The organism is Streptomyces sp. NPDC001056 (assembly GCF_053598955.1).
Map to the genome: position 1 here is coordinate 246,866 of NZ_JBSFLI010000005.1, position 13,689 is coordinate 260,554.

Annotated in this window: 14 protein-coding genes; 4 read left to right on the forward strand and 10 right to left on the reverse strand. The window is 74.5% G+C overall.

Going from position 1 to position 13,689, the window contains the following annotated elements:
- Window positions 1-26 precede the first annotated feature (26 nt).
- Window positions 27-242: a dodecin gene (locus ACWDD7_RS08870; protein WP_351866318.1), complete on the reverse strand. Its 216-nt coding sequence runs from the start codon at window positions 240-242 to the stop codon at window positions 27-29.
- A gap of 216 nt (window positions 243-458) precedes the next feature.
- Between ACWDD7_RS08870 and ACWDD7_RS08875 the strand changes: the two genes are divergently transcribed.
- Complete coding sequence (locus ACWDD7_RS08875) at window positions 459-1,715, forward strand: extracellular solute-binding protein (protein ID WP_450456870.1); 1,257 nt, start codon at window positions 459-461, stop codon at window positions 1,713-1,715.
- Window positions 1,716-1,743: 28 nt separating this feature from the next.
- Here the strand turns inward: ACWDD7_RS08875 and egtD are convergent, their stop codons facing one another.
- The 4 genes from egtD to egtA are packed head-to-tail and all read right to left on the reverse strand — an operon-like array spanning window position 1,744 to window position 6,150.
- Window positions 1,744-2,706, reverse strand: coding sequence for an L-histidine N(alpha)-methyltransferase (gene egtD / locus ACWDD7_RS08880; RefSeq protein ID WP_450456871.1), 963 nt, complete (start codon window positions 2,704-2,706; stop codon window positions 1,744-1,746).
- On the reverse strand, window positions 2,703-3,482 hold the full coding sequence (gene egtC / locus ACWDD7_RS08885; protein ID WP_450456872.1) for an ergothioneine biosynthesis protein EgtC: 780 nt from the start codon (window positions 3,480-3,482) through the stop codon (window positions 2,703-2,705). Before egtC ends, egtD begins: the two co-directional genes overlap by 4 nt.
- Window positions 3,482-4,819, reverse strand: coding sequence for an ergothioneine biosynthesis protein EgtB (egtB, locus tag ACWDD7_RS08890; protein ID WP_450456873.1), 1,338 nt, complete (start codon window positions 4,817-4,819; stop codon window positions 3,482-3,484). The genes egtC and egtB overlap by 1 nt, the downstream gene beginning before the upstream one ends.
- Entirely contained in the window at window positions 4,816-6,150 is a 1,335-nt protein-coding gene (egtA, locus tag ACWDD7_RS08895; RefSeq protein ID WP_450456874.1) for an ergothioneine biosynthesis glutamate--cysteine ligase EgtA, read from the reverse strand. Before egtA ends, egtB begins: the two co-directional genes overlap by 4 nt.
- 275 nt (window positions 6,151-6,425) lie before the next feature.
- Between egtA and ACWDD7_RS08900 the strand changes: the two genes are divergently transcribed.
- Window positions 6,426-7,247 (forward strand): TIGR02452 family protein, encoded by an 822-nt coding sequence (locus ACWDD7_RS08900; protein WP_450456875.1) that lies wholly within the window; start codon window positions 6,426-6,428, stop codon window positions 7,245-7,247.
- A 187-nt stretch (window positions 7,248-7,434) separates the two neighbouring features.
- On the opposite strand, the gene ACWDD7_RS08905 is transcribed toward ACWDD7_RS08900, so the two are convergent.
- The 3 genes from ACWDD7_RS08905 to ACWDD7_RS08915 form a co-directional block, all read right to left on the reverse strand.
- The gene (locus ACWDD7_RS08905) at window positions 7,435-8,685 is read right to left on the reverse strand and encodes a SpoIIE family protein phosphatase (protein ID WP_450456876.1); all 1,251 of its coding nucleotides are present in this window, start codon (window positions 8,683-8,685) and stop codon (window positions 7,435-7,437) included.
- 182 nt (window positions 8,686-8,867) lie between these two features.
- Entirely contained in the window at window positions 8,868-9,320 is a 453-nt protein-coding gene (locus ACWDD7_RS08910; RefSeq protein ID WP_285557352.1) for a type II toxin-antitoxin system PemK/MazF family toxin, read from the reverse strand.
- Between the two features lie 157 nt (window positions 9,321-9,477).
- On the reverse strand, window positions 9,478-9,906 hold the full coding sequence (locus ACWDD7_RS08915; protein ID WP_351866296.1) for a cupin domain-containing protein: 429 nt from the start codon (window positions 9,904-9,906) through the stop codon (window positions 9,478-9,480).
- Between the two features lie 94 nt (window positions 9,907-10,000).
- On the opposite strand from ACWDD7_RS08915, the gene ACWDD7_RS08920 reads away from it, so the two are divergent.
- Together ACWDD7_RS08920 and ACWDD7_RS08925 are read left to right on the forward strand one after the other, a co-directional pair.
- Complete coding sequence (locus tag ACWDD7_RS08920) at window positions 10,001-10,738, forward strand: helix-turn-helix transcriptional regulator (RefSeq protein WP_450456877.1); 738 nt, start codon at window positions 10,001-10,003, stop codon at window positions 10,736-10,738.
- Entirely contained in the window at window positions 10,735-11,163 is a 429-nt protein-coding gene (locus tag ACWDD7_RS08925; RefSeq protein ID WP_450456878.1) for a hypothetical protein, read from the forward strand. Before ACWDD7_RS08920 ends, ACWDD7_RS08925 begins: the two co-directional genes overlap by 4 nt.
- Here ACWDD7_RS08925 and ACWDD7_RS08930 read toward each other — a convergent pair.
- Both ACWDD7_RS08930 and ACWDD7_RS08935 read right to left on the reverse strand, forming a co-directional pair.
- Complete coding sequence (locus ACWDD7_RS08930; RefSeq protein WP_450456879.1) at window positions 11,153-12,574, reverse strand: amidase; 1,422 nt, start codon at window positions 12,572-12,574, stop codon at window positions 11,153-11,155. The genes ACWDD7_RS08925 and ACWDD7_RS08930 overlap by 11 nt on opposite strands.
- Window positions 12,575-12,668: 94 nt before the next feature.
- A complete protein-coding gene (locus ACWDD7_RS08935) occupies window positions 12,669-13,628 on the reverse strand; it encodes an alpha/beta hydrolase (RefSeq protein WP_450456880.1) in 960 nt (319 codons plus the stop codon).
- Window positions 13,629-13,689: the final 61 nt, after the last annotated feature.

The window sequence follows — 13,689 nt, forward strand, 5'->3', positions numbered from 1 at the left end:
CGGGGGCCCGGGGGAGGCGGGGGTGCTCAGTCGCTGTCCTCGATGCGGAAGCCCACCTTCAGGCCCACCTGGTAGTGCTCGATCCGCCCGTTCTCGATCTGGCCGCGGATCTGCGTCACCTCGAACCAGTCCAGGTTGCGCAGGGTCTGGCCGGCGCGTGCGATGCCGTTGCGGATGGCCTGGTCGACGCCCTCGTGCGAGGTGCCGACGATCTCGGTGACCCGGTAGGTGTGGTTCGTCATCGGGGGCTCCTTGGGCCGGGGGACACGCCGTACTCCACCGTGCCGCATCCCGGCCCGCTCCGCACGGCGAGCAGTCGTGACCCCCGGTAACCCTTGACCTTCGCATTGGTCCATACCAAAATCCAGCCACACCCGCGCGAGCACGCGTGCTCGTCCCCCCACGTCGGGCCCCCACCCCTGTGCGCATCCGCCATGCCAGACAGAACAGGACCCCTCGTGAGACGTCGCCTGCTCGCCCTCGGTTGTGCCACCGGCTGCCTCGTCGGCGGCTGTGGCATGCTCCCCGGCACCCATCAGCGCGAGACCGTCACCGTGTGGCTGATGAAGGACAGCGCCTCGGCGGACTTCCTCGACCGCTTCACCGCGGACTTCGAGCGCACGCACCCGCACCTGCGCCTGGACATCCGCGTCCAGGACTGGACCGGCATCGTGACGAAGGTCCGCAAGGCGCTCGCGGACACCTCGGGCGACGCACCCGACGTGATCGAGGTCGGCAACACCCAGGTGCCGCTGTACGCCGACGGCGGCCGGCTCGCCGACCTGACGCTGGAGTCGATGCGCGACTGGGGCAAGGACAAGTGGCTGCCGGGCCTCGCCGAACCCGGCAAGGACGGCAACCAGCAGTACGGCATCCCGTGGTACGCCGCCAACCGCGTCGTCATCTACCGCAAGGACCTGTTCGCCCGGGCCGGCATCACCCGCCCGCCGCGCACCCGCGCCGAATGGCTCGCCGACACGCAGAAGCTCGACTCCGGCGGCGACCGGGGGATCTACCTGGCGGGACAGGACTGGTACACGCTCTCCGGCTTCATCTGGGACGAGGGCGGCGACCTCGCCCGGAAGTTCGACGACTTCCAGTGGAAGGGCGCCCTGGACACCCCGGCCGCGCTGCGCGGCATGGACTTCTACCGGCGGCTCCAGTCGCTGGGCGCCGGGCCCAAGGACGCGGACGAGGAACACCCGCCCCAGGCCCGGGTGTTCGCCGGCGGCAAGGTCGCGCAGATCGTCGCCGTACCGGGTCTCGCCCAGGCGATCGTGCGGCAGAACCCAGGGCTCAAGGGAAGGATCGGCTACTTCCCGGTGCCGGGGCCGACCGCCGCGCGACCCGGCGCCGTGTTCACCGGCGGCTCCGACCTCGTGGTGCCGCGGAACACGAAGGACCAGTTCGCCGCGACGGCCGTGGTCGGGGCGCTCACCGGCGCCAAGTGGGACACCGAACTCGCCCGCACCATGAACTACGTGCCCAACAAGACCACGTTGGCCACCGCCGTCTTCGGTGAGGAAGGGGTCGCCGCCATGGCCGTGGGCGCGGCGCACGGACGGGCGACCCCCAACACCCCTCAGTGGGCGGACGTCGAGGCCGACAACCCGATCAAGCAGTACATGACCAGGGTGCTGAACGGGGCCGACCCGGCGACGGAGGCCCGCCGGGCCTCGCGCAGGATCACCGGGGAACTCACGCCGGACCTCTGACGCCCCGGCTCGCGCGTCGGGCCCCGGCTCACCGCGCCACGCTCAGCGACAGCGCGAACCGGTCCTGCGTGTCCGTCCACCAGTGGGTCAACTTCATCCCGGCGGCGGCCAGTTCCCGGCTCACCCCCTCCTCGCGGAACTTGGCCGACACCTCGGTGCGCAGTTCCTCGCCCGCCGCGAACTCCACCGCGAGATCCAGCGCGGGCACCTTCACGGTCTGCGCGGTGCGCGCGCGCAGCCGCATCTCGATCCACTCGTGCCGGGCGTCCCACAGCGCCACATGCTCGAAGGCGTCCGGGTCGAAGTCGGCGCCCAGTTCGCGGTTGACGACGTTCAGCACGTTCTTGTCGAACGCGGCCGTCACCCCGGCCGCGTCGTCGTACGCCCGCACCAGCACCCGCTCGTCCTTGACCAGGTCGGTGCCGAGCAGGAGCCCGTCGCCGGGGTCGAGCAGGGCGCGCACGGAGGCGAGGAACGCGGCGCGTTCGGCGGGCAGCAGATTGCCGATGGTGCCGCCGAGGAAGGCCAGCAGCCGGGGGCCCGGCGTCGCGGGCAGGTCGAGCGGCGCCGTGAAGTCGGCGATCAGCGCGTGCACTTCGAGGCCCGGTCGCTCCGCGATGAGCGCCCGGCCCGCCTGGGTGAGGGCGCTCTCGCTGACGTCGACCGGGACGTACGCGGTGAGCGAGGTGAGCGCGTCGAGCAGATAACGGGTCTTCTCCGAGGAGCCGGAGCCCAGCTCGACCAGTGTCCGGGCGCCGCTCGCGGCGGCGATCTCACCGGAGCGGGCGGCCAGGATCTCCCGCTCGGCTCGGGTGGGGTAGTACTCGGGCAACTCGGTGATCCGGTCGAAGAGTTCGCTGCCCCGGGCGTCGTAGAACCACTTCGGTGGCAGCCACTTGGGCTCATCGGTCAGACCACGGCGGACATCGGCGCGCAGCGCGGCCTCCGTCGCGTCCTCGGGGAGGGTGCGGGTGACGTGCAGAGGGCTCACGTGCAGGGCTCCTTAGGTGGTACGGCGGCCGGTTCCGCCGCCGGGGCGAGCAGCACACCGGTGCTGTCCGCGGTGAGCACGGTGCGGTCGGGGACCTCCCGCCAGAGCGGGTCGTCGTCGTACGGCTCGGAGGCGACGACCGTGCCCCGGCCGGGCTCCGCGCGGTACCAGAGGCTGTCGCCCCAGGCGGTGGCGGCGATGGTGGCGCCGTCCGTCAGCAGCAGGTTCAGCCGCGAGGCGGGGGCGGCCCGCGCGACCTCGCGCACCGTCTCGGCCAGGGCCCGGTCCGGGTCCAGGCCCGCGCGCAGCCGGTGCAGGACCAGGGCCCAGACGAACGCCGAGTCGGTGCGCGCGGGCAGCGACAGCAGGTCGACCGGGGGCAGCGTGGCCGCCAGGGGCGCCGCCGCGTCCGGCCAGCCCGCGATCACCCCGTTGTGGCTGAACAGCCAGCTTCCCGAGGCGAACGGCGCCGCCGCCGCCTCCCCGTCCGCGCCCGCGAGGGTCGCGTCCCGGACGGCGGCGAGCACCGCGCCGGAGCGCACCACCCGGGCCAGGTCGGCGAAGGACAGGTCCGCCCAGATCGGCCCGGCCCGCCGGTAGCGGGCGGGCACGGGGTCCCCGGGGGCGTACCAGCCCACTCCGAACCCGTCGGCGTTGACCGTGCCGTACCGCTGCCGTCGCGGCGCCCACGACTGCCGGAGCAGGCTGTGCGGGGGCTGCGTCAGCAGCCGTTCCAGCGGGGACCGCGGTCCCACATAGGCGAGGTGACGGCACATCAGGCGGATTCCGAGCGTGCGGTGCGGAACCCGGAGAAGATCTGCCGCCGGATCGGATAGTCCCAGTTGCGGAAGGAGCCCCGGCAGGCCACCGGGTCCACGGCGAACGAACCGCCGCGCAGCACCTTGTACTCGGAGCCGAAGAACACCTCCGAGTACTCCTTGTACGGGAACGCCCGGAACCCGGGATAGGGCAGGAAGTCGCTTGCCGTCCACTCCCACACGTCGCCGATCAACTGCCGTATGCCGAGCGGGGATTCTCCCTCCGGATAGCTGCCGGCCGGGGCGGGGCCCAGGTGGCGCTGGCCGAGGTTGGCGTGTTCCGGCCCCGGGTCGGCGTCACCCCAGGGGTAGCGTCGGGAGCGGCCGGTGGCCGGGTCGTGGCGGGCGGCCTTCTCCCACTCCGCCTCGGTGGGTAGCCGGCGCCCGGCCCACCGGGCGTAGGCATCGGCCTCGTACCAGCACACATGCAGCACCGGTTCGTCGGGCGCGACCACCTCGGTGGCGCCGAAGCGGCGGCGCAGCCAGCGCCCCCCGTCCCGGTGCCAGAACAGCGGCGCGGTGATGCCGTGCCGCCGGATGTGCGCCCAGCCCTCCGGCGTCCACCAGCGCTCGGTGTCGTAGCCGCCGTCCTCGATGAACGCCTGGTACGCCGCGTTCGTCACCGGGGTGGTGTCGATCCGGAACGGCGCCACCTCCCGCGGGTGCGCGGGGCGTTCGTTGTCCAGCGCCCACGGCTCATCGGAGGTGCCCATGGTGAACGGGCCGCCGGGCACGAGGACCTCGGCCGGGCCCGTGAACGGCGGGCCCGGCTCCGGGTCCGGCGCGGTCAGGGCCGGCGGGCCCGTGCGGAGCTGATGGGTGATCAGCATCGTCTCGTCGTGCTGCTGTTCGTGCTGCGCGATCATGCCGAAGGCGAAACCGGCCTCGGTCAGCCGGGTGCCCCGGAAGTCGGCGGCCTCCAGCAGGTCCATGACCCGCCCGCGCACCTCGGCCGCGTAGTGCCGGGCCTCCGCGGGCGGCAGCAGCGGCAGCGAGGGCCGCTCCGACCGAGGATGCTCGAAGGCGTCGTACAGGCCGTCGATCTCGGGGCGCATCGCCTCCCGGCCGCCGACCGCCCGCAGCAGCCACAGCTCCTCCTGGTTGCCGATGTGCGCGAGGTCCCACACCAGCGGGGACATCAACGGCGAGTGCTGCGCGACGAGTTCGGGCTCCTCGACGCATGTGGTCAGCAAGGTGGTGCGTTCCCGGGCGGTGGTGAGCGAGGCCAGCGCGCGCTCGCGCAGGGCCTCGCTGTCCGGCTCCGCGGTCGTGGTGTCGGCCTTCGGGGCGGTCATGAGGGGGTGTCCTTCCTGCCGGCAGCGGCGGGGCCGCTCCCGGCCGGGGCGAGGCGGGCGGCGGGCGAGGCGTCCAGCAGGTCGTCGGCCGGGCAGCGGCCCCGGGCGACATAGCGCTCCAGGTACCCCGCGACGGCGTCCGTCACCTCGGCGGTGGCGCCGAGCCGGGGCAGGGCGTCCAGTGCCGCCGCGAAACAGACGGCGGCCGCCTCGCGCAGCTCCGGGTCGGCGAGCCCCCGCCGGGCCGCGTCGGTCCACAGCGGGTTGTGCGGGGCGGGCAGGTTGAAAGCCCGCTCGGCGAGGGGTTTCACGCACCGGTAGGCGGTCTCGGCGGCCTGTGGATCGTCGAAGAGCGCCGCCGTCACCGCGAGCGGCACGATCCAGCCGTCCTCGCCGGGCTGCGCGTCGATCATCCGCAGTTCCAGATGACCGCGCGGCCTCACCGGCGGGAAGAGGGTGGTCAGGTGGTAGTCGAGGTCCGCCCGGGTGGGCGGCCGGGGACGGTGTGCGCGCGTCCACTCGCGGAAGGTCAGCCGCTCGGGCACCTCCCACGGCCCGCCGTCCGCGCGCACGCACATCACCGGGGAGTCCAGTACGTGCCGGGCCCACGCGGAACGCGGCTCCTCGTGCAGCGCGGGCGCGCCCGCCCGGTCCGCGCCGATCTCCGTCCACATCAGTTGCCGGGTGGACAGCCAGCCCGTGGGCAGCCGCCCCATCAGCGGGGAGTTGGCGAACGCGGCCACCAGGACCGCGCCCAGCTGGTGCGCCAGCCACCAGCGCCGCCCGAGCCCCAGCGGGCCCGGTTCCTCGTGGCCCGCGTCCACGCAGACCTGCACGGAGGCGGAGGCGCGCATCATGTGCCGGCCGGCCGGACCCGCGCGGTCCAGGCAGACCTCCATCGCGTCGTACCGGGGCTCGTGCAGGAACCGCTCGGGGAGGCGGAAGGGATCGTGGCCGAGACCGACGAGGACGAGCCCGTCCTCGGCGAGGACGGCGCGTACGGCCGCGAGGTCGGCGGAGACGGTGTCGACGCACTCCATCAGGGAGGCGGCGGGCGGCGAGCTCAGCTCCAGCTGGCCGCCGGGTTCGACGGTGAGCGCCGAACCGAGGGGGACGGCCCGCACGGCCGCGTACGCCGCGCGAAGTCGTCCGGGTGTCACGGGGTGCTGCGGCCGGTCCCGTTCGTGGACGAGCCACTCCAGCTCCACACCGAGGGTGCGGGGCGGGCCGGTCTTGAAGCAGATGCCCTGGACCAGGGCGTCCACCTCGGCCTCGGTGACGGCCGTACGGTTCCCCGTACCTTCGCCACCCTCCGTCATCGCATCGGACATGTCGGGATCCTCCTGAGATTCCACCATGTCTCCGGCCCGGCGGTCGGTCGGCCGGGCCGGCACTCGTCCCACCCAAGACCCTCGTACCGGATCGCACAAGACCGCCCTTCCGAGCGTTCCGGACCGGTCGCGTTCGCGATCGTCCGTGTGTCCGGCGGGCTCCCGGGCCGGGAAACTCCGTTGCACCGCCTCACCAGCATCACCCAGGATGCCTGTGTGAGCACAACGGGGGAGACCGCGCAGGCCGTGGTCACGGCGTCCACGGGGGTGGCGCCGTGAGCGCACGCCTGCGCGGGATCGCCACGGAGACGGAACAGATCGTGGCCGCGGGGTTCTACCGGGGGCCCGACGGCCGGGAGGTGCCCCTCGCGGACGCGACGGCGGCCGCCCGGAACGGCACCCGGATGTACGGCCCCGGGCCGGTCGAGGTGCCACCGCCGCCGGGCCTGGACACGACCGTCGAGGTGACCGGCGAGAGCAGCCTGGAGGCGGCCCGCCGACTGGCCGACGCCCCGGTCGCCGTCCTGAACTTCTCCTCGGCCAGAAACCCGGGCGGCGGCTATCTGAACGGCGCCCAGGCCCAGGAAGAGGCCCTGTGCCGCGCCTCCGCGCTGTACACATGCCTGCTGGGGGTCCGGGAGTTCTACGATCACCACCGTGCTCACCGGGACCCGCTCTACTCCGATCGGGTGATCCACAGTCCGGGTGTCCCCGTCTTCCGCGACGACCGCGGGCGGCTGCTGGCCGAGCCCTACCGCGTGGGTTTCCTGACCGCCGCCGCGCCCAACGCGGGCGTCCTGCGGCGCACGGCGCCCGAGCGCGCCGCCGAGATCCCGGCCGCCCTCGCCGCACGGGCCGAGCGGGTGCTGGAGACCGCCGCGGCCCAGGGCTACCGGCGACTGGTGCTGGGCGCCTGGGGCTGCGGTGTCTTCCAGAACGATCCGGCGCAGGTCGCGGAGGCGTTCCGGGGACTGCTCGGCGCCGGGGGCCGGTTCGAGCGGACTTTCGAGCACGTGGTGTTCGGGGTGCTGGACCGGACGCCTCGCGCGACGGTACGGGAGGCGTTCGTACGGGTGTTCGCGGGGCCCGGGGTCTGAGGCCGGTCGCGGCGACGACCGGACGGCGACCGGAGCACCGGACGGGTGGGCCGGTCGGCACGGCGGGGCCGCCGGTCGCCCACGAGCGGCGGTCGCCGGGGCCGGTGCTCCTCACGGCCGCCGGAACGCCCGGTCACGTCGTGACACCACCTCGCCTCCGCCGGGGCCCGGTTCGGCCCGTCGGTGCTCAGAGCCGGACGACGATGAGCGCGACGTCGTCCCGGCCGCCGCTGGCCACCCCGAGGCGGGCCAGTACCGTGTCGGCGAGCTGCTCGGCCCCCAGATGGCCGTGCTCGGCGAGAACGCCGGTCAGGCGGTTCAGGCCGGTGTCGATGTCCTCGTCGCGGCGCTCGATCAGGCCGTCCGTGTACAACACCAAGGTGTCGCCCGGCTTGTACTGCGCGCTGGCCTGGGGGCGGGGCACATGCTGCGGCCGCGTGCCCAGCGGCGGGTCGGTCGCCTGGTCCAGCAGCTCGATCCGCCCCCCTGCGTGCACCAGGACCGGAGGCGGGTGACCGGCATTGCTGTACGTGATCAGGAGGCTGCGCTGGTCGACGATCACCTTGGCCGCCGTCGTGCCCAGGGCGCCGTCGATCGAGCGGGCGTACAGACCCAGCACCTCCAGGGCCTGCGCGGGACGTTCCAGGGCGCGGATGGCGGCCGACAGGGCGCTGCGGAGCATGCCCATGACCGCGGCGGCCTTGAGGCCGTGGCCGATGACGTCCCCCACCGCCAGCGCCAGTCGGTCCGGGGGGATGTCGACGACGTCGTACCAGTCGCCGCACACGTTCAGCGAACCGATCGCCGGCAGATAACGCACCGCGATGTCCCGGTGGTGAGCCAGGTCGGGGGCGTGGAGCATGGCCTCCTGCAAGGTGACGGCGACTTCGCGTTCACGGGTGTGGGCCTGGCGCAGTTCCTCGTTCAGGAGCTGAAGCTCGCGCGCCCGCGCGTACAGCTCGGCCTCCAGCGACTCGGTGACGTCCGCGTCCGTGTCCGTACGGACCTCTGCGGGGCGGACGGCCTGGCGGGCCTTGACGTACCCGGTCAGGTCCTCCACCCGGTGGATGATCCACGCCACCTGCCCGTCCGGCCCGAGGACGGGGGTGTTCACCGGCGACCACCAGCGCTCCTCGAACACGCCGGGCCGGTGCGCGACGGGGATGTCGTACTTCTGCAACGCCATGGTGTCCGGCCTGCGCGTGGCCAGGACCCGGTGCAGCGAGACGCAGAGATTCCGCACCCCGTCGGCGTTCGGGTCACCGGGGTTGTCGGGGAACGCCTGGAAGATGTGCTGCCCCACCAGGTCTTCCCGGGTCCGTCCGGTCGCCTTCAGATAGGCGCGGTTGACATCCACGATCACCAGGTCGGGGCCCAGCACCAGATAGGGACTCGGCGTGGCGGCGAACAGGGCCGCGTGATCAACCTGCGCCGCCATGTCGCCCCTCCTCCCGCCGCTGCTGCCGGTCATATGCCCCCAACCTAGGCTCCACCCGCCGCACGCGCCTGGCCTGCGTCACCCGCTCGGCCGCTCGCGAAGCGGGCCGGGCGGGCGCCGCGCCGCTCCCCGGCCCGCCGCGGCCGGGCGTTGCCCTCGGCGCGGCCCGGCGGTGCCGACCGTCAGGTCCAGCCGTACCGCTCGTGCAGCCGCTGCCGGACCAGGTTGAAGCGCATCCGGTCCAGCGCGCACGCCTCGCGGCGCATGCCGTCCTCGTACAGGCGCAGTACCCGGTCCACGTCCACCCAGGAGTCCCGGCCCGAGCGGTCCCAGGGGCCGCTGCCGATGGCCACCCACTCCCGGTCGCCGTCGTGCCGCTTGCTGGACAACTGCACGGCCAGGAAGGAGCCCGCCGCCTCGCGGGCGACGACCAGCACCGGACGGTCCTTGCCCCGGCCGTCGTTCTCCTCGAACGGCACCCAGGTCCACACGATCTCCCCGGGGTCCGGGTCGCCGTCGTGGGCGGGGGAGTACTCGGTGCGCACCCGGCCGACCTCGCGCGGGTCGGCCTCGGTGGTGGCGTGCGGGCCGTGGCGGCCGGGGACGTTCTCAGCGGTGTCGGTAAACGTGCTCACGGGGGCACCCTAGTGGTCCCTCGCGGGGGCACAACGGGCGCCTGCCGTGGCCCGGTTGGCCCATGTCCGGATCGGTCCGGACATGGGCAGGACCGGCGCGTCGGCGGACGGGTCGCCCCGGCCTGTCGGTGCCTGCGCCGGTCCCTCGGTACAGGGGTCAGGCCGGTCCGTCGGTGGGCCGGGCGGTGATGGCCATGCCGGGGCGGCGGGTGTGCACCGTGAGATAGGTCAGGCCCTTCTCCCCGGCGGTGATGCTGCGGGTGGAGCCGCGCGGCAGCCACACCAGGGCGCCCTCGCCGACCGGCCGTGGCTCCTGCGAGCGGCCCGCGCCGAGCACGCCGTCCCCGGCGACGACGAGCAGCAGCACGTCCAGGCGCGCCTCCGCGTGCGCCGCGATCCGCCCGCCCGGCGCGATCCGCACCACGTTGGCATCCAACTGGCGGCCGCTCTCGGCGAGTTTCCACAGCACCCCGGACGGCACCGGTGGCTCCTCGGCCAGCGCCCGCGCGTCGCACAGCAGCCGCGGAACCGGCTCCGCCTGTCCGACCTCTCCCGACCCGCCGCCCGCCGCGGACTCCGACGTCATGTGCACCCCTTGCTGCTCTCGGTCTCCGAGGGCAAGCGTACAATTTCCACACGTTGGATTCGTGAAAAATACGCGCAGGTGAGAGAGGTGGGACGTGGCGGAGAGTCCGCGTCGGCGTGCCGTGCTGGAGGCGCTGCGGGCCGCGCCCGCGCCGCTCGGGGTGACCGAGACGGCCGGGCGCCTCGGCGTCCATCCCAACACCGTCCGCTTCCACCTGGACGCCCTGGTGGCCGACGGCCTGGTCGAGCGCCGGGCCGAGGCGCCCGCCGGCCCCGGCCGGCCGCGCACCGTGTACGCCGTGCGTCCCGGCATGGACCGCGGCGGCGCGCGCGGTTACCTGCTGCTGGCACGGATGCTGCTCAGCCGCTGGGCCCTCGCCGATCCGGACCGGGCACGCGAGGAGGCCATGGAGACGGGCCGGGAGTGGGGCCGTTTCCTGGTGGACCCGCTGCCGCCGTTCGAACAGCCGACGGCCGGGGGATCGGCGGCCCGGCTCCTCGCGCTGCTGGCCGACCTGGGCTTCGAGCCGGAGCCCGCCCCACGGACACCGGAGCCCGCCCCGGAAGCGGGCGAGCAGAACGCCCCCGAGCGGATTCGCCTGCGTCACTGCCCCTTCCTCGAACTCGCCGAGGAACACGGCCAGTTGGTCTGCCCTCTGCATCTCGGTCTGATCCAGGGCGCCCTGGATCGGCTCGACGCGCCGCTGACGGCGACCCGTCTGGAGCCGTTCGCCGAACCCGACTCCTGCTACGCCCACCTGAGCGTGGCGGGCTCCGCACCACGGGACGCGCGACGCGCCCCACGGGACACTGGAAAGGCAGCGCACCGATGAACGCCACGTCCGCCGCGGTCGCCACCGCGATCACCTTCGTCTGGCTCGGGATGGTGCTGGCCATCTCCTTCCTGGAGGCGCCGCTGAAGTTCCGCGCACCCGGCGTGACCGTCCCCGTCGGGCTCGGCATCGGACGGCTGGTGTTCCGCGCGCTGAACACCGTCGAGGCGGTGTTCGCGGTCGTGGTGGTCGTCGCGGTCGCGCTGCACGGCGCGCCCGCCGTGATCACCGGCCTCACGGCGGCCGCTGCCGTGCTGCTCGTGGCTCAACTGGCCGCCGTACGGCCCTATCTGAACCGCCGGTCCGACCGGGTGCTCGCCGGCGAGGACCTGCCCCGCTCCCACAGCCACCTCTGGTACGTGGCCCTGGAACTCCTCAAGGTCGCCGCCCTGCTCGCCCTGGGCGTCGGCCTGCTCATGGTCTGACCCCGGCCGCGGCCGGCCCCGGCGGCCACCGCTCGTGCCACCGCAGTTCCGCCTCCAGCTGGGCGGCGAGAGACACCAGGAGCGGCTCGCTGCCCGCCGGTCCGAGCAACTGCGCCCCCACCGGCAGGCCGTCCCCGACGAACCCCGCGGGCACGTTCACCCCCGGCCAGCCCAGCACGTTCCACGGCCACGCGTAGGGACACGCGGCGATCATCGCCCGGTCCGTGGCCGTCCCGCCGAGTCCCTGCAGCGCGCCGATCCGCGGCGGAGGTGCGGCCGTGGTCGGCGCGAGGACCACGTCGTACGACCGGAAGAAGGCGCCGATCCGGCGCTGCAACCCCGCCTCCGCGCGCCGCGCCGCCCGCAGCGGAACCCCGCCGAGCAGCCGCCCGAGCCGGGCCGCGCTCCGGGTGCGCGGGTCGAGCAGCGCGAGGTCGGGGGCCTCGGCGACCAGTTCGGCGATCCCGGCGGTGGCGCGGGGCACGAAGGTCAGCCCGATCTGCCCGTAGGGCGGGTCGGCCTCCGTCACGTCGTGCCCCGACGCGGCCAGCCGGTCGGCGAGTTCGGTGACCCGGGCGCGGATCTGCGGATGCAGCCGGGCCGGGGCGCCGGTGAACGGCGGCTTCAGGGACAGTGCGACGCGCAGCCGCCCGGGGTCGCGGCCGACCGCGTCCGCCACCGTCAGCGCGGGTGGCCGGTGCACGTCCCCGGCGTGGCTGCCGCTCGCCGCGTCGAGCAGCAGGGCGGCGTCGGTGACCGTACGGGCCAGCGTGCCGTTGACCGTGATGCCCTGGAAGGGGTCGGGGCGCGGCCAGGTGGAGATGCGGCCGCGCTGCGGCTTGATGCCGATCAGCCGGGTCCATGAGGCCGGTATGCGCACCGAGCCGGCGCCGTCGGAGCCGAGCGCCGCCGGGACCAGACCGGCCGCCACCGCCGCCGCCGAGCCGCCCGACGAGCCGCCCGGAGTGTGCCCGGTGTGCCACGGGTTGCGGGTGTCGCCGAAGGCCCGCCCCTCGGTGAACGGCCACTGCCCCAGTTCACAGGTGTTCGTCTTGCCCACGATCACCGCGCCGGCCGCGCGCAGCCGTCGTACCGCCTCCCCGTCGGCGGCCGCCGGCGGGAAGTCGCCCGCGCAGCCGAACGCGGTCGGCTCGCCCGCCACATCGGTGTCGTCCTTCACCGCCACCGGCACCCCGAGCAGTGGCCGCCGCCCGCCCGCCACCAGCTCCCGGTCGGCGGCGTCCGCTTCGGCGAGCGCGGCCTCGGCGCGCACGACGCGGAAGGCGTTGAGCACCGGCCGGCTCGCCTCGATCCGGGCCAGGCACCGCTCGACCAGCTCCCGGGAGGTCACCTCTCCCGCGGTGAGCGCACGGGCGGACTCGGCGAGGCCGGGGGCGCGGTCGGGCGTCATGGGCGAGTACCTCCGGGAGGCTCCGGACACGGGGTCTACCGAACGGTAACGTCAACAAGGGTGCGCGGGGAGGGGTTTCGGCGCGGGTCGCGCCTCACCGTGCCCACAGTCGCCGCAGCCAGCCGAGGCGGGCGGCCCGCGCCGCCCGGGACAGCGCCGCCTCGGGGGCGAGGGTGTCGAAGCCGTGGAACGCGCCCGGCCAGACGTGGAGTTCGGCCGCGCCGCCGGCCTGCCAGAGGCGGGACGCGTAGGCGACCGTCTCGTCCCGGAAGGTCTCGGCCGAGCCGACGTCGAGGTAGGCCGGCGGCAGCCCGGACAGTTCGGCGGCGCGGGCCGGGGCGGCGTACGGGGAGACCTCCGGACCGCCCCGGGCCGCCCCCAGCAGGGCCGTCCAGGCGGTCTCGTTGGCGGTGCGGTCCCACAGGCCGGTGCCGGTCATCTGATGGCTGGAGAGCGTGTCGTTGCGGTCGTCCAGCATCGGACTCATCAGCAACTGGCCCAGCAGGCGCGGCCCTTGGCGGTCCCGGGTGAGCAGGGTGGCGGCCGCCGCGAGGCCGCCGCCCGCACTGGCACCCGCGACGACGATCCGCGCCGGGTCCCCGCCGATCCCCGCCGCGTGCCCGGCGGTCCAGAGCAGGCCCGCGTACACGTCCTCCACCGGCGCCGGGTGCGGGTGTTCGGGCGCGAGCCGGTAGTCCACCGACACCACCACCGCGCCCAGTTCCCGTGCCCAGTCGAGCGGTACGTCCACCCCGGCCCGGTCGGTGCCGGCCATCATGCCGCCGCCGTGCACGTGGTAGAGCACCGGCAGCGGGGCCGTCGTGTCCACCGGGCGGCAGACCAGCAGCGGGACCCCGGGGGCGCCCGGCGGTCCCGGCACCGCGTGCTCCGCCACCGTGAAGGCGCCGCCCAGGGCGAGGTCCGGCGACCCGGCGCACGTGCCCCGCCGGGCCGCGTCGAGGTCCTCCAGGCGGAACCCGGGCGCGGCCGCCTCCCCGAGCGACGTGAGGCACGCGGCCAGCTCGGGGTCGAACGGGGGCGGGACCAGGGGCACGGCTTCCTCCTCGGGCGGCTGACGCGACACGGCCGTACGGCCATCGTCCGCATACCCCTGA